Source organism: Marisediminicola sp. LYQ85 (assembly GCF_046600695.1).
Lineage (GTDB): Bacteria > Actinomycetota > Actinomycetes > Actinomycetales > Microbacteriaceae > Marisediminicola.
On the sequence record NZ_JBKIWO010000001.1, the window covers coordinates 666116 to 687836 of the forward strand.

The window sequence follows — 21721 nt, forward strand, 5'->3', positions numbered from 1 at the left end:
GTCCATTCTCCTGTCGCAACCCCCGCGGAACGAACCGCGAGAAAAGGCACACCGTGGGCACGCACACTTCGCTCGACGAACTCCGAGGTGCAGCCTCGATCCTCGACGGAATCCGACTCGCCGACGACCTCACCGTCGCCGCGAGCCGAGACGGCGGCGCTCGCGCCGTGAGGCTCCTCGCCGACGCGGCCGTCGACGACTCCGACCAGCTCACCGCCATCGCCGCGATCCACGCGCTCGGGCGGGTATTCGACGAGACAGCCGACGAGCACCTCGTGCGGCTGCTCGACCACGACGCCGCGTTCGTGCGAGAGCACACCGTGTGGGCCCTCGGGTCGCGGTTGCCGCGCCTCGACGCCGTCACGACGCTTGTCTCCCTCGTCACGCGCGGAGGCTTCGAGGGGATGCTCGCGCAACGCACCCTCGAACTGTGGGGAGCGTCGATGCCCGCCCCCCTCGCCCTCGCAATCGACACCGCCCTTCTCGGCGTGCGGGATCCCGGCGAGCGCGCTCGACTGATCGAGACGATCGGCGTGCTTCCCGGGCGGATCGCCGACCGGGCGCTCCTGAGGGTCGCGATCGACGCCGACGAGCCCGACGCGGCTCGTGCCGCGGCGATCTCCGCGCTCGGCGATCGGCCCGCGACCGATCGCACCCTGCGGGAGATCGCCGATCTCGCGCGCGGCGACGACGAGCTCTCGAGCGTCGCCCGGCTCGCTCTCCTCGATCTCACGGCCGAGCCCGCCGAGCCGCGCGACACCGACACCGACACCGACGGTCTCACGGTCGCCCAGTTGTTCGTCCACGCCGACATCGACGGCGATCTCACGCGCGTCGGCGCCGGAGACAACGGGGGCATCGCGACGCTCCTCGTGCGGCTCGGCGACGCGCTCGTCGCTCCCGGCCGTGCGAGCTCGCACGTCGACGACACCGCGTCGCGCGTCACACGCGTGGTCACGCTCTCGCGCACGACCCACGACGGCGCGCTCGACCAGCTCGCGACCCTCCGCAGGGGAGCGCGGGGTCACGTGCTCGCGGGTGTGCCGTTCTTCGGACCGAGCGTGTCCATGAGCGACGCGTGGTCGCGCCGCATCGAGACGGAGCGCGGCATCCGTCGGGTTCTCCGCGCCGCCGGACGGGTCGACGCCATCCATCTGCGCATGGCGGATGTCGGCACCCTCGCGGCGAGTTCGGTCGCCCGGGACCTCGGCATCCCCGTCGTCTTCACCGTCGCTCCCGACCCGCACGCCGCCATCCGTTCTCGCGACACCGCGGGAGAGCTCACGCGCGGGAACCTCGGCGATGTCGACCGGGACGAGCACTACTGGTTCCGCGTGCGCCTCGTGCAGAGACTCGCCGCGGATGCCGCCCACACCGTGCTCTTCCCCCGCCCCGACCTCGAACGGGAGATGCTCGATCTCGTGGGGATCGACGTCACCGCACACCCCGAACGGCACACGGTCGTCGCCGAGGGGATCGACCTGAGTGTCATCGAGCAGTCCCGAGTCGACGCTCTCAGTGCGATGGTCGACCCCGGGGGGCTCGAGCCCGCGTCGTGCGCGGCGTTCGCCGAACTCGACAGCGTGCTCGAGTCGCTGCCCGAATCCCGTCGGGCGCTCCCTCTCGCCGTGAGCGTCGGTCGCGTGCACCGGGTCAAGGGAACGGCCGCCCTCGTCGAGGCGTGGGCGAGCGACCCTCGCGTGCGCCGCTCGGTCAATCTGCTCATCGTCGGGGGTGATCTCGAGCAGCCCTCGTCCGACGAACGCGAGCAGCTCGACAGGATCCACGCGATCATCCCGCCCGGAGACGCCGCCGAGGCCGGCCTCCTCCTCGCGGGACACCGGTCGAACGACACGGTCGGGCGCTGGCTCGCCGCGACGCGGTACGGGCGACCGGGGCGGGCGGCGTCATCCGGAATCTACGTGTGCGCGAGCGTCAAGGAGGAGTTCGGCATCGCGATCCTCGAAGCCATGGCGACGGGGCTCACGGTCGTCGCGCCCGACGGCGGAGGGCCCGCGACGTACGTCGAGGCCGGCGTCACGGGACTGCTCGTCGAGACGACCTCCCGCGAGGCGCTCGCGAACGGCATCGTCGACGCCCTCGCCATCGCGCAGGGGCCCGCGGGCTTCGACAACGCGGAGCGCGCGAGTGCCATGGTCGCCGGGACGTTCGCGATCGGTGCCATGGCGTCGAGCCTCGCCGCGACCTATCGCGACGTCGCCTCCGCGGCCGCCGACCTCCGGGAATGGGAGCTGAGCCGCTCGTGACCCTGCTCATCATCAGCCCCGACTACGCGTCGCACCTCTACCCGCTCGCGACCCTCGGGGCGCCGTGGCGCGACGCGGGGGAACGCGTCGTCGTCGCGTCCGGACCGGCGACGGCGTCGATCGTCGAAGAGTTCGGCTTCGAGCGCGTGGACCTGCGACTGGGGCGCGGGTCGAATCCCGGCGTCATCCGTGCCGAGGAGCAGCCGCGCGGCGAAGACGACGCCCTGCGCGGCTTCTTCGACGCCACTCGTGTCGGAATGGTCGAGACTCTCGCGTTCCAGGCGCAGGCTCGCCGCAACGACTTGCTCTGGAACCCGCTCGAGATCGCGCGGAATGTGCTGCGGGTCGTCGACGAGGTGGCTCCGACCGAGATCATCGTCGACCACTTGGCTTTCAGCGCGAGGCTCGCGCTCGTGAGCGCCGGGATCGCGCACGCCGACGTCGTGTTGGGCCACCCCGCGACCCTCCCCGTCGCGGGTGAGGTCTACGGTTATCCGCCCGCGTGGCCTGCCGCGTTCGCCCCGTCCGTGCGCGAACTCGACGAGCTGCGGGCGCTGTGCGAGCGGGTTCGAGACGACTTCACGAGCGAGTGGAACACCGCGCTGCTCGAGCTCGACCCCGACGCGACGCCGAGTCGGGACGCGTTCGCCGAGACGGGCGACGTGCTGCTGCTCAACTACCCCGAGGAGCTTCACGACACCGCGCGAGCGCGAGCCCTACCGGCGCACGCGTTCCTCGGCTCCGCGGTGCGGGCGGAACCCGTCGATCACGAGGTGCAGGAGTGGCTCGCCGCCGATGACGCGCCCCTCGTCTACGTGAGCTTCGGCAGCTTCCTCTCGGTGCGCGGCGACGTGCTCGCTCGCGTCGTCGCGGGTCTCCGAGAGGTGACGGATGCGAGCGGCCGGCCCGTGCGCGTGGCTCTCGCCTCCGGATCGACCGACCCGTCCGAACTCGGCGAGATCCCCGACGGATGGCTCGTGCGCGAGTTCCTCCCGCAAGTGGTGTTGCTCTCGCACGCGGTCGCCGCGGTGTCGCACGGTGGCAACAACAGCGTGACCGAGGCCATGACGTCAGGTGTTCCGCTGCTCGTCCTGCCGTTCTCCACCGACCAGTTCGCCGGGGCCGCGAGTCTCGAGCACGCGGGGTTCGCCGAGTCCTCCGACCCGAACACGGTCACGCCGTCCGACGTGCGCGATGCGGTGTCGCGGCTCGTGCGTCTGCCTGCTGGCGCCCGATCTCGGCTCGACTCGCTCGCGCACTCGCTCACGAACACGACGGGTGCGAGCAGAGCGTTCACCGCCCTGCGCGCACCCGCCGGAATCGTCAGCTAGCCGACGGTGTGCGTCGGCGCGCGAGCGCCGCGCGGCCGAGCACGAGTGCGCCGCCGAGGAGCGTGAGCAGCGTCGCCGCGGTGATCGCGGCCCGGCTCGCGTCGGACCCCGTGTTGGCGAGGGTCGGCGCAGACGCATCATCCGTCGGGTCTGCGGCGCTGTCTCCGCCCGATCCGACGCCGTCGCCGCTGCCGTCATCCGTGCCGTCATCGGTTCCGTCGCCCGGGGCGGGCACGTCGGCGGCGAGCTCGAGGGCGTACATCGTCGTCGAGCCGGAGACCTCGTTCGCGACGGCGAGCATCGGCTCGCCCGTCGACGACTCGTCGGCCGTGATGAACCGGATACCCTCGGTGCCGAGGTCGCCCGCTCCCGCGAGACCGTCGTCTTCGGCCGAGACCGAGAAGTCCCGGTTGTTGAGGTAGGTCACGAAGCGGGCGTCCGTCGGCACGGTGATGTCGAAGGCCGCGATCCCACCGACCCTCTCGAAACCGACGAAGGCGTAGGAGCGGCCGTCGATCTCGCCCACGGCGACCGCTTCGGGCTCGGGGCCCTTGTCGTCGCTGCGCCCGTCGAGGTTCGACTCGCTGTGGTTCGAGTTGAAGAACAGCGGCGAGGCCTCGGCGACGAGCTGCTCGAACGCGTCGGCCGAATCCCAGACGAGAGCGCCCGAGGTGTCGCGGATGCTGAACGAGCGTGCGCCGTAGGTGTACAGATCGCTGTAGCACTCGGCGTCGGGGTCGAGTCCGTTCGCCGTCGTGATGTTCAAGCGACCGAGGGCGTCGTCGGCGAGGAAGCCGTCGATGTCGGCCGGCAGACCGTTGACCCCGAGCACGTCGTCGAAAGCGTCGGCACACACGGGTGCGAGACCGTCCGAGCCGAGGTCCTTGACGCGCGCGACCTCGCTGTAGCCGCTCCAGTCGCGCGAGTCTCCCTCGTTCGCGGTCACGATGTAGGTCGATCCGGCGGCCTCGTACGACACGATCGTGTCGGGCATGTAGTAGCCGAGGACGGGCCAGTTCGCGATCGCGATGGCTCCCTCGCCGTCGACGCCATCACGATCGGAGGGGTCGAACGGGATGTCCATGCGGTCGACTGTTCCGAGGTCGAGGATCGACGTGACTGTCGCGCTCGCGAGGTCGACGACGGCGATGCCGTTGGCCTCCTGCAGCGACACCCACGCGGTCGACGAGTCGGGGGAGATGGCGGCGTACTCGGGCTCGAGGTTCTCCGACACCGGGAACTCGGGGGTGCCCGTGCCGGCATCCTCGCGGCCGCCGAAGATGCGGATGCCCGCGGGGAGTGTGAGGGCGCCACCCTCCTCGAACGCGGCGAACCCTGCCGTCGCGACATCCGTGTCGGTCGCGGACTCGACCGTCGCCGGTGCCGTGATGACGCTCACCGAGCCTTCGGGGTCGACCGAGTAGTCGTCGGCGGGCTCACCCTCGTTGGCGACGACGATGCGCGTGCCGTCGGGGGTGAAGGTGACCATGTCGGGGAGGGAGCCGACACCGACGGCGCCGAGGGCCTCACCGTCGGCTGCGGCGTCGAAGAAGACGACCCACCCCGGGTCGGTCTTGAGCGGCGCCTCGACGGCGATGACGCCGAGTCCGTCGGGTCGCACGTCGACCGAGTTGACGGTCGCGCCCGCCGGGATCGCGACGCCGTCGGAGGCGACGACCCCCGCGGTCTCGAGGTCGAAGAGCTTCTCGGGGGCGGCCGGGTCGGCGATGCTCAGCACCTCGACGAGGCCCGCTGAGGCGTTGACGACGAACAAGCGCTCGGCGGCAGCGAAGTACTCGACGATCTCGGCGGCGCTCTCGTCGAAGACGCCCGTGTCATACGAGCCGACGGGGTCGAGCGAGAACGCCGCACCGGCGGCGGTGACCTCGACGGGGTTGGGGGCGATCTCGGCCGACGCGGTCATCGCCGCGGTCGGGGCGAGAACGATCGCGAGGGCCGCGACCGCGGAGACTCCCGCAGATCGGGCGGAAACAGGTGTGGTGGTGCGGAGCATCATCGTCCTCATGACTCGGTCTTGCGACGGGGGTGGTGGGGGAGCCCCACAGTACGAACCCCGGGCGACCTCTCGGTGTCGCGCAGGTGAACAAGTCGCGGTCGACGCCTCGAGTCGGCCTGTAGAATCATCCGGTCGCCTGGGGCCGAGCCGACAGCACCGTGCCCGCCTCGTCGTCGGCGGGAGTTCTCGACCGGGCGGAGGAGTGTGATGCGCGCAGGAGGCAGGCGCAGAGCGGCGGCCGTCGCTCGGCTGTGCGCCGCTGTCGCGGGCGTTCTCGCTCTCGTCCTGCACCTCGACTACAGCCTCGGGTCGGGAGGTTCGGCGTTCGCCAACTTCTTCAGTTACTTCACGATGCAGAGCGCGTTCATCGGGGTGTTCGTGTGGACCGCCGGTGGCGTGATCTCCCTCCGTCGCCCGACCGACCCCCGCTGGCTCGTGGCGTGGCGGTTGCTCGCGACGACCTATCAGGTGGTTTCGGGAATCGTCTACACGATCATCGTCCTCGAGGCCACGGGTCGCGGGCTCTCGATCCAGGTTCCGCCGTCGAGTCAGGTGCTCCACTATTGGATGCCGGCCTACGCCCTGCTCGACTGGCTGTTCTTCCCCGGGCGTGGCCGCGTCTCGTGGCGCATCCTCCGCGTCGCCCTCGTGTTCCCGCTCCTGTGGGGCGGATTCACGATGATCCGGGGGGCTGCCGTCGGGTGGTACCCCTACTTCTTCCTCGACCCGTACCAGGTCAGCGGTCCCGTCGAGTTCACGATCTACAGCGTCATCGTGCTGTCGTTCATCCTCGTCATGACGGTCGCGCTCACGGCCGCGAGTCGGCGGCTCCCTCGCCCGTCGTGGGAGGGCGGAGACGACGGGCCCCACGCCGCGATCTGGTCTGCCGAGGATGTCGCGTCGATCACACCGACCTCAGGAGGAGAGGAACGGCTCGAGACTCGCTCGAGCCCGCACGACGATCTCGTCGTCGGAGAGCTCGGCGAGGGCGAGCGCACGCTCACCGCCGACCACCCCCACGAGCACCGCTGATCCCGTCGACGGCTCGAGGTTGATCCACTCGACGATGTCGAGGTCGCCCCCGACGACACTCCACCGCGACGCGGTCGACGACCAGAACGGTTCGTCGAAACGCAACCACACCGTGTCGATCGTGCCCATCCCGAGCATGACGGTCGCGACGGTGTGGCTCGTCGGCAGGGGAGGGTCGAATGTGAGGTCGCCGCTCTTGAGCACGCCGAGCGGCACGGTGACCACGACGCGGTCGACCTGGAGCGATTCGCCGGTCCCCAAGCGGATGCTCACGCCCTCATCGCCGTACACGATCGCGAGGACGACGCTCGCCGTCCAGACGTCGACGTCCTCGACGAGGGACTCGACGTAGCCCTGCAGGCTCCCGACCACGAGACGGTCGGACTCGCGCCGCCCGTCGTCGAATCCGGAGAGAGCGGAGAAGTCGCTCGCATCCGCACCGTATTCGACGCCGACGCTCGACCGCACCGCGGAGTCGACCCACTCGGCGTCGGTGGGCGACGACTCGTCATCGCTGGTCGGAGTCGACCCGAGGTCGTTGAGGGCCGTCTCGAGAGAGACGTCGCCGACCGTGCCCGCGAGGCTGCGGCGCGCGAGGGTCACCGCCTCCGAGATCGTCGACGAGCCCACCTCCGACGGTTCGACGGCCACGCCGTCGGGGGAGCGCACGTCGACCGCTCCGTCGATCGCGAGGGTCGCGACATCCGCGAGTTCGAGGGCGTCGATGAGTTCCGCCGACGTCACCGAGTCGAGGGTGCCGGCCCCGAGTTCGACGGGGAGCGGCCAATCGTCGTCCACTCGCGAGTCGATGCGCCCGCCCACGCGCTCGCGGGCCTCCAAGATGGTCACGTCGAACCCCGCGTCGGTGAGATCGCGTGCGCACTGGGCGCCCGCGATCCCGGCACCGATGATCGCGATCCTTTCGCCGGACGTCGCGGCGATGGCGACCTCGGATGCCGCGCGGGAACCGCTCGCGCGCGCCCCCGCGACGGTGCCCGGCCGCCCGCCCGACGTCGCTTCACCGGCGAAGAACACGAGGTCGTCGACGGGCTGGGCGAGAAGCTCGCGATGGCGCTGCGTCGCGCCGACGGCGAGGTAGCTCGCGGCGCCGAGCGCATACGGGTCTGAACCCCAGTTCGACCGGCGCATCGCCGTCGGCTGCGGCACGAGCAGCTCGAGGTCGTCGGGGCCGACCCCGCCGCTCGGCTCCGGTGCGGGCGGAGGCGTCGGCGTGTCGTCGGGACCCGGCGTCGTGCACGCGGTGAGCGCGAAGAGGCCCGCCACCGTGGATCCGCCGATAAGGAACGTGCGTCTGTCGATGTCGTCCCCCTTTCGCGAAGTCACGATGACTCGCTCAATTGTGTCGCACCTGGAGACCGTCGAGGCTCGACCCCACGGCGACAGCAGAACCTGTTGCTCCACGGTGCCCCCGAACGGGGTCATGTGTACCCCACTGGCGACCGCGTATGGTGCCGAGTACGGGGTGGCCGCAGTTCCGGGGGGAACGATGTTGAGATCGATACGTGTTCGGGGAGTGGTCGGCGCGATCCTGCTCGCGGGGCTCGTTGTCGGAGTGTCGGGCGCCCTCGCCCCCTCGCCCGTCGAGGCTATGCAGGCGGATGCGACGTCGGTGACTTCGACGGCAGCCGTCGGGCTCGGAGGCGCCGATTGCTACACGACCGCGACCGGGGCTCCGTTCGTCCCCGGAACCGATGTGCAGCCGTGTACCCCGCCACCGTCTGGCCCCGCGCCGTCGCCGACCCTCCCCGCTCCGGGCCCGCCCGCGGGCGAGCGTCCCGGACCTGGAAACACGGGGCCCGCCGCGGGCACTGTCTTCACCGAGCACAAAGGTGACCTCGTGATCTCCACCGCGGGTCAGATCGTCGACTCCGTACTCGTGCGGGGTGCCATCCGCGTCACGGCGCCGGGGGTCACCATCCGCAACTCCCTCGTGACCGGTCGAGCCGGCCTCGTGCGCGGTCAACCCCTCATCTACGCCGGACTCGGGTCGAGCGCCGGGCTTCGCATCGAGAACACCGAGATCGCCCCGACCGACGCCAACTGGGTTGTGAACGGTATCTACGGATACGGCTTCACCGTCGACAGGGTCGACATCCATCGCGTGGTCGATGCGGTGCACATCTTCGGCGACGACGTCGTTGTCAAACGCTCCTGGTTCCATGACCACTACCACGGTCCCGACCCCGGTCAGCCCGACAAGGTGACGCATGACGACAGCATCCAGATCCAGAACGGTCGCAACATCCGCATCGTCGGCAACGCGATGAGCGGGGCATACAATGCAGCGCTGCAGGTCACGCAGGGAACGGGGGTCGTCGCCGATCTGACATTCTCCGACAACTGGGTCGCCGGGGGCCAGTGCTCCCTCAACATCGCGGAGGGAAACTGGCCGGCGATCGAGGGCTTGACGATCACCGGCAACACGTTAGGCGAATCGCGCTTCACCTGCCCGCTCCTCATGACGCCGGAGACCCTCGCCAGATCCGTTGTCGAGAAGAACGTGTGGGAGGTGTCGAAGACGGCCATCCACCTCACGTGCCGCGCTCCGGGCAAGCCCAACTGGCGGTGCTGATCGGTAGTGCCGCTCGAATGTGCCGCGGCGGCCGCATCGCGCACGCGCGCTATCGCGGGCGCTAGTGTCGAGCCGTGGTCGAAAACGGTGGCAGCAACGGCGGCGTCGACGCGGCCCCGCACCCGGTTCGCACCCTGTCTCTCGTGACCGTCGTGTTCGAGGCGGAGTACCCCCTCCTCGAGCTTCAGGCTCGATCGATGGCTGCCTTTCTCTCGAGAGAGACCGTTCGCGAGATCGTGGTCATCGACAACTCATGGAAGCCGATGTCCGATCGTACGCGCCGCAGAATCCTCCGGGCCTACGGCCCCCACACCGATCGCGTGCGTTTCGTCGGACACCGGGAGATCGCCGCGGTACCCCCGTCGATCGGCTGGATGAGACAACAGATCCTCAAACTCGAGGTAGCGCGCCTCGTGTCGTCTGACGCCTACGTCGTCCTCGACGCGAAGAACCATCTCGTGGCACACGCGGACTTCTCGACCTTCGTCGCCGCGAGTGGCCGCCCCCTCGGCAACTTCCACCCGTACGAGACCCACCCGCTCCGCACATCTCTCGAGAGGGTGCTCGGCTATGTCGCCCTTCCGACGAACGCCTATATCCGTCGCTTCACGGCGACGACGACACCGTTCGTCATCCTCACGAACGTCGCGACTGAGCTCGTTGAGGCGATCGCAGCTCGGGAGGGTCGGTCGTTCGGCGAGGTGTTCGTCTCGCAATCGTTCACGGAGTTCTTCCTGTATTCGGCGTGGCTCGAATCCTCGGGGAGGCCCGTGGATGAGGTGTACGACGACCGCGGGATCGCCAACGTGACGGTGTGGCCGCGGGGACGCGATCGTCGCCGTGTCGACGCCGCCATCGACGACGTCGACCGTCGCTCAGCTCGGTTCCTCTCCATCCATCGCACGGCCCTTGCGCGAATGGATTCCGCCGCCCTCGCGTCGCTCAGCGGGTTCTGGGTGCGGAGAGGCATGTTCGCGAATCGCGCCGAAGTCACGCGCTTCGTCTGGCTCTATCGTGCGCGTTATGTGCGAGCGATGGTCGCGAAGAAGCTTCGAGAGCGACTGTCAGCACGCCGCTGATCAGCTGTCGCCGATTGCGTACCCCCGGCGACCTGACTCGACCGGCGTCACCCCGCGCCGCTCTCCCGCAGAGGGAGGTCAGGGCAAATCAGCCTGCTCCTCTCGTCTCCCGCACAAACCGTCGACCGTCACGGATGCCCCGTATCAATGCGCGCAGAGGCACGACGGGCCGCAGAAACTGGCGTCGACCACCCTGCAGCAGGATCTCGTACGACACCCGCAGGGTCGAGGCTAGCCAGCCCGCGAGGGCATCGTCGGTTATGTGCTTGGCGGCGAACACGAGCCTGTTCCTGATGTTGTAGTAGTAGTACGTCTCCGACTTGGCTCTCCCCCGCAGAGTCTCCGTGTGGGTGCCGCCCGCGTCGTGCACGGCCACGGAGCGGTCGTCGACGAGAAGGTGTCCGCCCGCCTCGACGACCCGCACCGAGAGATCGACGTCTTCCCAGTAGAGGAAATAGTCGCTGTCGAATCCGCCCACTGCGGCCCACAATCGCGCGGACATGACGAAGCACGCCCCCGTGAGCCAGTCATGGTGGGCGCCGGGTGCGGCGAAGGGCTGTCGGCGCCGACTGCTCATCGTTCCATCCCGAAGCGACACGGTCGCGCCGCTGAACCAGTGTTGCCCCGACGACCGCAGGATGACGGGTGCGACCATGAGCAGGTCATCGGATGCGACGGCGCTCACGAGCCTTTCGAGGTCGGGGCGCGCGATCGTCGCGTCGGGGTTGATCACGACGATCGTCGTGAGTCCGCGGGCGAGAGCCTCGGCGACGCCCGCGTTGACTCCGTCGCCGAATCCCGTGTTCGTGTCGAGTGGCACCGGAATCCACCCGCGGCGATCGCACATCGTCAGCACGGCGTCACGTTCGGCGTCATCGGTGAAGTTGTCGACCACGACGACCGTCGCTTCGGGCGACGCGAGACTCACCGCTGCGATGTTTTCGTCAACGAGGACGTGGGACCCATAATTCACGACCACGATGGCGCAACTCGTGAGGTCAGCGACTGTTTCATCCATCTGCGGCACGTCAACGAGTGTGCCACCTGGCGACGCCTCCCGGATGACCCCGGTAGGCTGTACCCCGAATCGCCGTCCTATGCGAACACAGTCGTCACACGGCCGAACGCTCTGTACCCCGGGCTATCATGCTGCCCGAAATGGTCCGAAATTACTGTCGACGGCGGGCGTTCCGTGCGCTACGCTGACGCCGTCGCCTCGAATTTCTCCACCTAGCCACCGAGTCGGCATCTCTTACCCGAGAGATTTCTCACCCGAAGAGAAGATTTCATCGTGATGACCCCCATCATGAGTGGCGCGCGAGCGGTTTTCCCGACCCGGTTCTCGTCGCTACTCGACATACCCCTGCCGACTCGACGGCGCGCCCAGACGACCTTGCTTCGCCAGGCGGTGCTCTCGTGAGCCCCGACACCAGCGGCGTCCGGTCACGTCGCGGGGCGGGACTAGCCTCGATGGCCCTCCTCGTCGCGCTCGTGACGGTGAGCGTGGCGGGGTGCGTCGCAGATGCGCCCGAGACCGAAGATGCCGCTCCGGGCGGCAGTTCCGCTCCTCTACGCGACGACGAGGTCGAGGCTCCTGGCGGCGGAACGATCGACGACACCGTCGACGCCGTCGAACCGGGCGACACAGTCGAGGTCAGCCTCGACGAGGCCGCCGAGCTTCCCAGTGACGTCATCGTTGAGATCACCGAAACCCGCAGGGAGACTGTCTCGGCGAACACTCCCGGCGAGATCGCCGGCCCCGCCGTCATAGTCGGGCTCCGGGTCGTCAACGACACCGCGTCCGACCTCGACCTCGGATCTACCGTCGTAAGTCTCGTCGGCGCCGACGGCACTCTCGGTCAGCCGACCACTGCTGGACCGGCCGACCCCTTCACGAGCATCGTCTCGGCGGGCAACTCCGCCGAGGCCACCTACGTCTTCACCGATGCGCCCTCGGGTGTCATCACCCTGTCCGTTTCCTATGCCGGAGGCGCACCGATCGCGCTCTTCACCGGCGACGTGTCCTAAGAGCGAGAGAACAACGCCATGTCAATCACCCTCCTCAAGTCGCGGCCCGTCCTCGGGTTCGCGACGGTTCTCGCGGTCGTCTTTGCGAGCCTCGCCCTGACCCCGATGGCGCCTGCATCCGCGGCGACCGGACCGGCGCCGATCGAACAGCGCAGCGACTCGACCGTCACGGCCGATCCGCTGCCGACGGTGCAGATCGACTCCGGCGTCGTCTGGACCCAGGTCATCATCGGCGACACGGTCTTCGCGGGCGGAAGCTTCAGCAATGCGCGTCCGGCTGGAGCAGCCGAGGGCACCAATCTCATGCCGCGGAGCAACATCCTCGCGTACAACATCAACACGGGTGTCGCGACCTCCTTCGCGCCCGTCATCAACGGCCAGGTCAAGGCTCTCGCGGCGTCTCCCGACGGCCGCACGCTCTACGTCGGCGGAACATTCAACTCCGTGAACGGTCAGACCCGCTGGAACTTCGCGGCATTCAACGCCGCGACCGGAGCGTTGCTGACGACGTTCAGACCCGCGGTGGGAGGCTCCTACGTCAACGCGATCGTGGCGACCGACTCGGCCGTCTACGTCGGCGGTCTCATTGGCGCGGGTGCCGGAGTGACACGCAAGAACTTCGCCGCGTTCAACAGCACCAACGGTGCACTGCTCGGGTGGGCACCGACGTCAGACCTCCAGGTCGACGCGATGGTCCTGAGCCCCACGAAAGACAAGATCATCGTCGGCGGCCGATTCTCGACCATCAACGATGCGCCTCAGCGGGGCCTCGCTGCCCTCGATCTCGTGACAGGTTCGTTGCTTCCGTGGCAAGCACCGGCCACGGTCGTCAATGGTGCAGGTTCGGGCACGTACAAGGGCAAGGCGGGCATCTTCGCCTTGAGCGCCGACGAGAACTCGGTCTACGGAACCGGATGGGTCTACGCCAACGTCGCGACGGGCAACCTGGAAGGCACCTTCGCGGCCGACGCGGCCTCAGGATCGATCAACTGGATCGCCGATTGTCACGGAGACCACTACGGCGTCTACTCGGACGGAACGAACGTCTACACGACGAGCCACCAGCACGCGTGCGAATCGATGGGTGGGCCTCCGCAATCGGATCCCGCACCGGAGAATCTCCGTCACGCCACCGCATACACGGCGGCGGCCAAGGGAACTCTGCTGCGGTCACCGTGGGTGGGTAACACCTACGCCAACTGGGAGGGCTACCCGGCTCCCGCGGGGATCAACTGGTTCCCCGACTGGGTCACCGGCAAGGCTTCGGGCCAGGGACAGGCAGGCTGGACCGTCACCGGTAACGGCGAGTACGTCGTCGTCGGAGGGGAGTTCCCCTTCGTCAACGGGCAGCGCCAGCAGGGACTCGTGAGATTCTCCAACGAACCCCAGGGAGGTCCGAAGAACGGGCCTCGATGGTCGGGAGACAACTGGTCGGGATACTCCGCCAAGTCGAACACCTCCGGAACCGTTCGCGTCGCGATCCCTGCGAACTGGGACCGCGATGACCTGAGCCTCTCCTACTCGCTCTTCCGTAGCGGCACGCCGGGCGCCATCCAGACCACCGACATGGATGCGACTTTCTGGAACCGTCCGATCGTGAGTTTCGTCGACAAGGGGCGGACTCCGGGTACAACGGAGACCTACCGCGTGGTCGCGACCGATCCCGACGGCAACTCCGTCAACAGCAACTGGTTCTCCGTCGACGTCAGCGGTCAGTCGGCGTCGCCGTACGCCGAACAGGTGCTCGATGACGGAGCCAACCTCTACTGGCGCCTCGGTAACGCATCGGGCGGAACCGAGACCGACTGGGCCGGTGCCAACAACGGCACGATCGGAGCGGTATCACCGACATCGGATGGAGCCATCCCGAATGACGTTTCCAAGGCGTCGACCTTCACCGGAACGACGTCGAGCCTCGTCTCGTCGGCGAAGACCGTTCCGGTAGGAGCCGAGTACTCCGTCGAATTCTGGGTCAAGACGACGACGACCTCCGGGGGGAAGATTGCCGGCTTCGGGCGATCTGCCACGGGGAACTCCTCGAGCTACGACCGTCACGTCTACATGACGAACGCGGGCAAGCTCATCTACGGCAACTACGACGGATCAACGAGGACCATCACGAGCGCTCGGTCCTACAACGACGGCCGCTGGCACCACGTCGTCGGTACGCAGGGCGCCTCGGGTATGACCCTCTACGTCGACGGCGAGTCCGTCGGCACGAACGCGGCCAAGACCGCCGAGTCGTACCCCGGCTACTGGCGAGTCGGAGGAGACAACCTCGGCGGTTGGCCCGAGTCTCCTCGCTCCACGTACCTCGCCGGGCAGATCGACGAGTTCGCGGTCTACCCGACGCAGCTCACGGCGCAGCAGGCGCTCGCTCACCACACTCTCGGAACCGGTCAACAGTTGCCCGTCGCAGCGTTCGAGGTCGACACCGACGGACTCGACGTCGCGGTAGACGGCTCGAGTTCGACAGTCCCGGCCGGGCAGTCCGTCCAGTCGTACTCGTGGGACTTCGGCGACGGTTCGGCGGCGACCTCGGGCGCGACATCCGACCACAGCTACGACGCAGCCGGGACCTACACGGTCTCGCTCACGGTCAGGAGCTCCTCCGGTCTCGTCTCGACCACGACCAGAGAGGTTACGGTCGCGGCACCGCATGCGGCTCCGGTGGCGCGCATCACGACCACGGTCGACGGTCTCACCGGGCGCTTCGACAGCTCGACGTCGAGTGCCTCCGACGGCGCGACGATCGCGAGCGCGCGCTGGACGTTCGGCGACGGCACGTCGTCGACCGAGCTCAACCCCTCGCACCGTTTCTCCGCCGCGGGAACCTACCCGGTGACGCTCACCGTGGTCGACTCCCTCGGCGCGTCGAGCGTTGCCGCCGCCACGTCGGTCACGGTTGAGCACGCCGCACCCGTTGCCGATTTCTCGGCCGCGGTCTCGGGACTGAGCGTCGAGACAGACGCGGCCCGGTCGTCGGCGTCCGACGACGCGACGCTGACCTACGCGTGGAACTGGGGAGATGGCTCAGCGACATCGACGGGTGTCACCGCGAGCCACACCTACGCGACAGCGGGGCCGAAGGTCATCACGCTCACCGTCACGGATAGCGTCGGCGCCACCACGACGACGTCGACCGAGATCACCGCGACGGCCCAGCAGTACCTCGCTCAAGACGACTTCACGAGGACTCTCGCCACCGGGTGGGGCACCGCGACCCTCGGTGGTGCGTGGTCGGCGGCGACGGGACTTTCCGTCGCGAACAACACCGGCAGGATTGTCAGCAGTAAGGGCCAGACGAAGACGACGACCCTTGCGGGAAGCGCCGGCCTCGATACCGACACGCGCATCACGTTCTCGACCGACGTCGTCGCGAACGGGGGAGGTTCGCACTTCAACCTGCTCTCCCGCAAGACCCAGGCGGGCGACTACCGCCTCAAGGTCCGCACGAGCGCGACGGGTGTCGTCACGATCAACCTTGCGAGGGTCGTGAACGGAGTGGAGACGCTCTTCCCGAGTAGGACGCTCACCGGCTACACATATACGGCCGGCGACGAGTTGAGCTTCCGTCTCAAGGTGACATCGTCGGGATCGTCGACGCAACTCGAGGGCAAGGGCTGGCTCGCGAGCGACACAGAACCGACCGCCTGGACGACGACGGCGGTCGACTCGACCCCTGAGCTTCAGGTCGCGGGAACCTCGGGAATCTCGACCTACCTCACGGGCAGCGTGACGAATGCCCCGGTGACGACGACTGTCGACACCTTCAGCGTCGAGTAGCCAGCGCCGATTGCTCGACGGGTGCGCCTCCCCCTGAGGGAGGCGCACCTCGTCATGGGGAGAGACGCACAGACGGGCGACTCGGGTCCTCGACCACCGTGAGGGCGGTTGTCCGGTCGAACGGTTCAGGTGTCGACATCGGCGTCTCGAGAACCATCCCGTCCCCGGCGAGTTTCTGCGCCAGTTCGGGAAAGCTCGAGAAGTGCGGCCCGAGCAGCCGCGTCGACGACGCGAGCAGATAAAGGTCCGCCACTGCCGACCGGAGTCCCGCCGCGCTGTTGAACGCGCCCTTGTCGGACTGGGAGACGGTGCCGGGCACCTGTTCCGACACGAAAGCCCGCGCCTCCTCGGTGTCGGCCGAGACGAAGAAGCGCATGTCCGGCTCGACCTCCCGGATCTCCTTCATTCGCCGTACATACCACTCGACGGGGGAGGTCTCCCGCGTCGCGGCGTGAGAGTTCTGGTGCGACCTGATCATCACACCGACGTAGGGTTGCGGCGCGAGGCTCGACTTGTGGATCGCTCGAACGCGGTCGACGATCGCCCCGACCGGTCGAAGCGCACGGAGATCGTGGTCCCACGGGACGGCACCCGCGGGCAGCACGAGAGCGTGCGGTGTCTTGATCTGCAGCACGCGGTCTGCTCGGGCGGCGTCGTCGAGCCACTCGAGGGTGTTGTCCCGGTAGGGAAAGCGAACGGCTAGTGCGCGCGCGGCCGAGCGCGACATCGTCCGCTCGTTGAACGACCAGAGCTCGTCCATAGTCGCGCCGAAATCCGCACCGGTGGTCCAGGTGTAAAAGAACGCGCGCCCCTCAGCGCGCGCGAGCGAACGACAGCCGAGCACGACACGGACGCGATTTCCGAGGCCGTGCCGCACCCCCGTGACCGCGACGAGCGATCGCCGTCGAAAGGCGCCGATGAGCGACGTCATGTTCCGACCCCCATCATTCGAGATCCTGTTCCGTCGCCGACGACTTCCGTGACCCGCGTACGAGCGTGAGGATCTGCTTGATGGTCCTCAGATCCGCGCGGTAGGGGGGAATCATAGCGACGAGGGCGATTGTCGCGAGGTACACCGTGAGTCCCACGAGGAGGGTCACGACGGGGGAGAGTCCCGGGAGGGCGACGAACACCGCGAGCGACGTCGACGTCGCCGCGGCGATGACGAGCAGCAGGACGCGCGCAGCACCGAGGTAGAGGCGCCGGGTCGGTATGACGGTGACGCGGGATAGCCAACCGATCGAGATCGGCCAGTTGATAGCCGGGCCGACCATGAACCCCACGGCGACCCCTACGACGCCCCACTGGGAACCGACGAGTATGCACGTGATGCGAACGGCGGCGCTCACGAGGGAGAATCGGAACAGGTCGCGCCCGAGCCCGCGCGAGACGTAGACCCAGTAGCCGACGAACGCGAGGGTCTGGAACATCGCCGAGATCGCGAGGAACCGCAGGATGGGGGCCGATTCGTCCCATTGCGGCCCGAGAGCGACCCTCGTGACCGAGTCGGCGAGCACGGCTGCGGCACCGAGAGCGATGCAAAGCGGGTAGCTGAGCGCCAATTGCCCGACCGCGACGTAGTCGTTGTATCGGCTCCGCGTGTCTTGCAGGCGTGCGAGCACCGGGAGCGCGACGGTCGTCATGGGACCGCGGATCTGGTTCACGGGAGTCATGACGAGCTGGAATGCCCGGTTGTAGAACCCGAGGGATGCCGTGCCGAAGCGCAGCCCCACGATGAGACTGTCGATGTTGGATGAGGCGTACGCGACGAGCTGTGACCCGACGAGGTTCCAACCGAGGTTGAGGAACGGACGGATGTCGCCGCGCCGATTCGGAAGACCGGGGATCCAGCGGGCGATGACGACCGCGCCGACGAGCAGGATGATCGCGGCGCTGAGTTGTTGGGCTACGAGGGCCCAGTAGCTCCATCCCGCGAGCGCTGCAGCCACTGCGACGACGAGCGCGACCGCCGCAGAGAGGATGTCGATGAAGGCGAGAGCTTTGAAGCGGAGCGAACGAAGAAGGCTCGCACGATACTGGCTCGTGAGCCCGTTCAGAAGGAAGGTCGCGGCGAGGGCGAGGGCCACCTCACCGACGGCGGCGACGTCGACGACGAGCGCGATGAGGCCCGAGACCGCGGCCATGAGAGCCGTGAGCACGGCGCCGATGCCGGTATTGACCCAGAAGAGGTTGGTGCGCTGGTCGCGTGAGAGCGTCTTCGCCTGAACCGACGCGGCCGCGAGACCGAGGTCGCGGAACGTCTCACCGAAGGCGACGACGAGGAGGACGATGGCGACGACCCCGTAGTCGGTCGGCGAGAGCAACCGAGAGAGCACGACGACCGACGCAAGTTGGAGAAGGAGTCGCGCCAGTTGGGCGATCCCGGTGAAGGCGGCGCCGCGGCCCGCGGTCGCGGCGAGTGAGCCGGCTGCCATCAGAGCGGGCGGCGCGCTGCGGAGGAACGCGGTGCGGAACGCCGAACGCGGCGGAAGGTTCCGCGAGCGGCCTCGAGTGCTCGACGTGGCTGAGCGACGGAGAGGGAGATGAGGCCGAACCCCCGATAGCGCGGCACCGCGCGGCCCGCGAGGAGCGAACCGAGGGTCCGGGCCGCGAGAAGCCGTCGACGCTTGTCTTGCAGCGGTTGCACCGCTGCGAGAGTCGCCATGGGAACGGGTTCGACGTGGATGACTCCCGCGTCGACGGCCGCCTCGATGATCGCGAGACCCCGAGGGGTGCGCGCAATGAGGGCGCCGTCGCCGTCACCGTCGGTGAACTCGGGATAGCCTCGGGAGTCCACGCGCCAGTAGTCGGCGGCGACGACGTCCGCGCTTTCGCCGACACCGTCGGGGCACACCTTGCAGCGCCACTGCGTCGTGGGGCCGAGGGTCTTGCCCCATGACGTGTCGTAATCGGCCGAGACGGTGCGGCCACGCGAGGCGGCGGTGAATCGTCCGGGCCAGCCGCGACCGCGATACCAGAGCTCGTCGACCGCGTCGACCGGTGACACGTCGAGTTCGGCGAGCAACGCGTCGGTGGCGTGGGCGCTCGGTGTACCGGCACAGAAGAAGGAGAGGATGATCGGCGTCTCGCTGCCGTCGGTCGACAGGAGTGGCGCAAGCGTCGACAGCGCGGACGCCTCGCACGGCTTGCACGTCACGGCCGTGTCACTCCGCAAGACGTCGGCGTTGGCGAGTCCCGCGACGGGGGTGTACCGGGAACCGGCGGCCGCGAGGGCATCGCGCTTGGTCGTGATCGTCACGGGCACGGATCGTCGCGGATTGGCGGCACTGCGCGCTCCGGTCGACCGAGCCGCGCGACCGGAGTCGATCAGCCACGCGCTGAGGGCGGTCAGAACGCCTCCGCTGCTTCCGGCCCAACGCACCTCGGGGTCGGTCGCCCACGACCGCCAGACACCGAGATACGGGCCCATCGTCGGATGCGACGACATTCCGCTTCGGGAGCCCGAGTGAACGACGACGCCCGGGCAGACCTCCTGGAACAGAGTAGGTGCGTCCGCCGACGCGGAGCCGGCCGCGCGTCTCGTCGGCCGTGAGTATCCGTCGGCGGATTCCTCCATGGTGAGGCCGGAATCGAGGAGCGTGCATGCGCCGCATCCGCTGCACGCGTCACGGCGGAGTACCTCGTCGATCCGGCGGTCGAGTGCGGACCCCGGCGTCGCCGATCCGCCGCTCATGTCGTCCGCGTTCACTCGTGCCTTTCGATGACCCGCCACTGCCCCGAGTCAGCTTATCGGTCGCTGTCCTGACCCTGGGTGCGGCGGGCCGAGCACGATGCCGCGCCCTGCGCCATACGGAGACGCCCCGTTGATATGGTCGGTCCGTGAAGGCAATAGACGGGACTCTCGCGGTGCTCGTCGTGTGTGAAGCCAACATCTGCCGGTCTCCCGCGGCGGCTTTCGCTCTCTCGGAGCGCCTCCCCGACGCTCTCGTCGCGAGTGCGGGGTGGTCCGCGCGATCCGGTAGCCCCTTGTGCGACCGGGTCGCGGCAGCTCTTCACGCACGCGGGGACCGTCGCTCGGAAATCGACGACTTCCGATCGCGCGCCGTGCAGGCACTCGACCTCGAGGAGTTCGACCTCGTTCTCACAGCGACACGGGCGATCCGCGGTGGCCTCGCTCGCACGCAGCCCTGGGTCCGCGATCGACTCTTCACCCTCGTCGAGGCGACGACTCTTTTCGCCGCCGAGGGTGACGGAGCCCCACCGTGGACGCGGGCAACGGGCATCGCCGAGTATCTGAACCTCCGCCGGGGAATGGTCGTGTCGTCGCGCCCTCGCTTCCGGGGACGGTCACGGCAGGATCGCGAGTTCGACATCATCGACGGACACGGTTCACGAACTCGGCCACATCAGAGCGCGATCTCGGAATCGCTCGAGCGGGGGGATCAGATCGGACGAGCCCTCGCGTGGGGACGGCAGCCATAGGATCGCCTGTGGCGAATGACACGGTGTCATCGCGGTTGGAAGGATGACAATGCGGATTCTCGTGCTCTGGGCCGGCGCCAGCAATCCCAACCTGGGTGTCCGAGCCCTCGCGCGCGGATCACACGATTTGCTGCGCCAGGTGTGGCCGGACGCCGAGTTCCACTATGCGGACTTCGGCCAACGGCCCCGGCAATTGCCGTGGGGCAGGGTCAGGTCGCTTGTGCGAGAACGGGCCACAGGGGCTCTCGGTATGCAGAAGTGGCTCGGGAGTTTTGATCTCGTGTGGGACACCCGTTCGGGCGACAGCTTCTCCGACATCTACGGCCTCGGTCGGCTCACTGTCATGTCGAGCATCCACGAGTTCGCGGCGCAGGCCGGTGCCAAGGTCGTCATGGCGCCGCAGACCATCGGCCCGTTCCGGACTCGTCGCGGTCGGGCTCTCGCTCGCCGCACCCTGTCGCGGTCGTCACTCGTCTTCGCTCGCGACCCCATCAGCGCCGACGCGGCGCGAGCGCTCGGCCGGCCCGTCGATGCGACGGTAAGCGACCTCGTCTTCGGTATCGACGCCCCTGCCGAGTCGACGCCGCGCGACGTCATCATCAACGTCTCCGGTCTGCTGTGGAACGAGAATCGTCACGTCGACTTCGAGGCGTATCGTCGCACCATCCGCGCCGTGATCGCCGGTCTCCTCGATGCCGGGCGAACAGTGACCCTTCTTCCTCACGTTCTCGATTCCGGCAACCCCGACAACGATGTTCCGACAAGCCGGGAGATCGCTCGCGAGTTCGGCGCGGGAGTCGATATTCATGTTCCCCTCGATCTCGACGACGCACGCTCGGTCATCTCCGGTGCGACCGTTCTCATCGGGGCGCGGATGCACGCATGCCTCAACGCGCTCTCCACGGGTGTGCCCGCGGTCGCCATGGCCTACTCACGCAAGTTCGATCCGCTCATGCGCGCAATCGACTGGCCCCACGTCGTCACGCTCGACGGCGCGGATGAGGCGGCACGCGCGATTCTCGAGATCGTCTCCGATCCGGCGCTCGCGGAGCGCGCAAGGAGGTCGCGCGCTCTCGCGACGGAGCTCGTCGATTCGAGTGTGACACTGCTCCGTTCGCTCGATTGACGATGGCCGAGCAGTCTCC

The 21721-nt window shown here is 68.3% G+C and carries 15 protein-coding genes; 9 read left to right on the plus strand and 6 right to left on the minus strand.

Annotated features, from left to right (window positions below):
• The first annotated feature begins 53 nt into the window (after nt 1–53).
• Together ACLHG5_RS03120 and ACLHG5_RS03125 are read left to right on the plus strand one after the other, a co-directional pair.
• Nucleotides 54–2267, plus strand: a complete 2214-nt coding sequence (locus ACLHG5_RS03120; RefSeq protein WP_411317818.1) for a glycosyltransferase — start codon at nt 54–56, stop codon at nt 2265–2267.
• Nucleotides 2264–3598, plus strand: a complete 1335-nt coding sequence (locus tag ACLHG5_RS03125; RefSeq protein WP_411315648.1) for a nucleotide disphospho-sugar-binding domain-containing protein — start codon at nt 2264–2266, stop codon at nt 3596–3598. Before ACLHG5_RS03120 ends, ACLHG5_RS03125 begins: the two co-directional genes overlap by 4 nt.
• Here the strand turns inward: ACLHG5_RS03125 and ACLHG5_RS03130 are convergent.
• Nucleotides 3591–5612, minus strand: coding sequence for a choice-of-anchor I family protein (locus tag ACLHG5_RS03130; protein ID WP_411317819.1), 2022 nt, complete (start codon nt 5610–5612; stop codon nt 3591–3593). The two genes, ACLHG5_RS03125 and ACLHG5_RS03130, sit on opposite strands and share 8 nt — an antisense overlap.
• 210 nt (nt 5613–5822) lie before the next feature.
• Here ACLHG5_RS03130 and ACLHG5_RS03135 point away from each other — a divergent pair, with 210 nt between their 5' ends.
• Nucleotides 5823–6647 carry a Pr6Pr family membrane protein gene (locus ACLHG5_RS03135; protein ID WP_411315646.1) on the plus strand — a complete coding sequence of 275 codons (825 nt, stop codon included), beginning with the start codon at nt 5823–5825 and terminating at the stop codon, nt 6645–6647.
• Here ACLHG5_RS03135 and ACLHG5_RS03140 read toward each other — a convergent pair.
• Nucleotides 6531–7991, minus strand: a complete 1461-nt coding sequence (locus ACLHG5_RS03140; protein WP_411317820.1) for an FAD-dependent oxidoreductase — start codon at nt 7989–7991, stop codon at nt 6531–6533. The two genes, ACLHG5_RS03135 and ACLHG5_RS03140, sit on opposite strands and share 117 nt — an antisense overlap.
• A 190-nt stretch (nt 7992–8181) precedes the next feature.
• Between ACLHG5_RS03140 and ACLHG5_RS03145 the strand changes: the two genes are divergently transcribed.
• Both ACLHG5_RS03145 and ACLHG5_RS03150 read left to right on the plus strand, forming a co-directional pair.
• A complete protein-coding gene (locus ACLHG5_RS03145; protein WP_411317821.1) occupies nt 8182–9240 on the plus strand; it encodes a hypothetical protein in 1059 nt (352 codons plus the stop codon).
• Between the two features lie 74 nt (nt 9241–9314).
• Nucleotides 9315–10319 (plus strand): DUF6492 family protein, encoded by a 1005-nt coding sequence (locus ACLHG5_RS03150; RefSeq protein ID WP_411317822.1) that lies wholly within the window; start codon nt 9315–9317, stop codon nt 10317–10319.
• 88 nt (nt 10320–10407) lie between these two features.
• On the opposite strand, the gene ACLHG5_RS03155 is transcribed toward ACLHG5_RS03150, so the two are convergent.
• On the minus strand, nt 10408–11337 hold the full coding sequence (locus ACLHG5_RS03155; RefSeq protein WP_411317823.1) for a glycosyltransferase family 2 protein: 930 nt from the start codon (nt 11335–11337) through the stop codon (nt 10408–10410).
• A gap of 452 nt (nt 11338–11789) precedes the next feature.
• On the opposite strand from ACLHG5_RS03155, the gene ACLHG5_RS03160 reads away from it, so the two are divergent.
• Both ACLHG5_RS03160 and ACLHG5_RS03165 read left to right on the plus strand, forming a co-directional pair.
• On the plus strand, nt 11790–12347 hold the full coding sequence (locus ACLHG5_RS03160; RefSeq protein ID WP_411317824.1) for a hypothetical protein: 558 nt from the start codon (nt 11790–11792) through the stop codon (nt 12345–12347).
• A gap of 18 nt (nt 12348–12365) precedes the next feature.
• Nucleotides 12366–16133, plus strand: coding sequence for a PKD domain-containing protein (locus ACLHG5_RS03165; protein WP_411317825.1), 3768 nt, complete (start codon nt 12366–12368; stop codon nt 16131–16133).
• Between the two features lie 52 nt (nt 16134–16185).
• Here the strand turns inward: ACLHG5_RS03165 and ACLHG5_RS03170 are convergent, their stop codons facing one another.
• Genes ACLHG5_RS03170 through ACLHG5_RS03180 form a run of 3 tightly spaced genes read right to left on the minus strand, consistent with a single transcriptional unit; the run spans nt 16186 to nt 19581 of the window.
• The gene (locus ACLHG5_RS03170; RefSeq protein WP_411317826.1) at nt 16186–17064 is read right to left on the minus strand and encodes a hypothetical protein; all 879 of its coding nucleotides are present in this window, start codon (nt 17062–17064) and stop codon (nt 16186–16188) included.
• A gap of 13 nt (nt 17065–17077) precedes the next feature.
• Nucleotides 17078–18568, minus strand: a complete 1491-nt coding sequence (locus ACLHG5_RS03175; RefSeq protein WP_411317827.1) for a lipopolysaccharide biosynthesis protein — start codon at nt 18566–18568, stop codon at nt 17078–17080.
• Nucleotides 18568–19581: a Coenzyme F420 hydrogenase/dehydrogenase, beta subunit C-terminal domain gene (locus ACLHG5_RS03180; protein WP_411317828.1), complete on the minus strand. Its 1014-nt coding sequence runs from the start codon at nt 19579–19581 to the stop codon at nt 18568–18570. The genes ACLHG5_RS03175 and ACLHG5_RS03180 overlap by 1 nt, the downstream gene beginning before the upstream one ends.
• Before the next feature lie 392 nt (nt 19582–19973).
• Here ACLHG5_RS03180 and ACLHG5_RS03185 point away from each other — a divergent pair, with 392 nt between their 5' ends.
• Both ACLHG5_RS03185 and ACLHG5_RS03190 read left to right on the plus strand, forming a co-directional pair.
• The gene (locus tag ACLHG5_RS03185; RefSeq protein ID WP_411317829.1) at nt 19974–20576 is read left to right on the plus strand and encodes a low molecular weight phosphatase family protein; all 603 of its coding nucleotides are present in this window, start codon (nt 19974–19976) and stop codon (nt 20574–20576) included.
• A gap of 49 nt (nt 20577–20625) precedes the next feature.
• Entirely contained in the window at nt 20626–21702 is a 1077-nt protein-coding gene (locus tag ACLHG5_RS03190) for a polysaccharide pyruvyl transferase family protein (protein ID WP_411318404.1), read from the plus strand.
• Nucleotides 21703–21721 lie beyond the last annotated feature (19 nt).

Bases quoted from the DNA above. Each gene is read 5' to 3' on its own strand.
- ACLHG5_RS03130 (WP_411317819.1), bottom strand. From the start codon at position 5,612: ATGCTCCGCACCACCACACCTGTTTCCGCCCGATCTGCGGGAGTCTCC.
- ACLHG5_RS03175 (WP_411317827.1), bottom strand. From the start codon at position 18,568: ATGGCAGCCGGCTCACTCGCCGCGACCGCGGGCCGCGGCGCCGCCTTC.
- ACLHG5_RS03190 (WP_411318404.1), top strand. From the start codon at position 20,626: ATGCGGATTCTCGTGCTCTGGGCCGGCGCCAGCAATCCCAACCTGGGT.
- ACLHG5_RS03165 (WP_411317825.1), top strand. From the start codon at position 12,366: ATGTCAATCACCCTCCTCAAGTCGCGGCCCGTCCTCGGGTTCGCGACG.
- ACLHG5_RS03135 (WP_411315646.1), top strand. From the start codon at position 5,823: ATGCGCGCAGGAGGCAGGCGCAGAGCGGCGGCCGTCGCTCGGCTGTGC.
- ACLHG5_RS03180 (WP_411317828.1), bottom strand. From the start codon at position 19,581: ATGTCGTCGCATCCGACGATGGGCCCGTATCTCGGTGTCTGGCGGTCG.
- ACLHG5_RS03155 (WP_411317823.1), bottom strand. From the start codon at position 11,337: ATGGATGAAACAGTCGCTGACCTCACGAGTTGCGCCATCGTGGTCGTG.
- ACLHG5_RS03160 (WP_411317824.1), top strand. From the start codon at position 11,790: ATGGCCCTCCTCGTCGCGCTCGTGACGGTGAGCGTGGCGGGGTGCGTC.
- ACLHG5_RS03170 (WP_411317826.1), bottom strand. From the start codon at position 17,064: ATGACGTCGCTCATCGGCGCCTTTCGACGGCGATCGCTCGTCGCGGTC.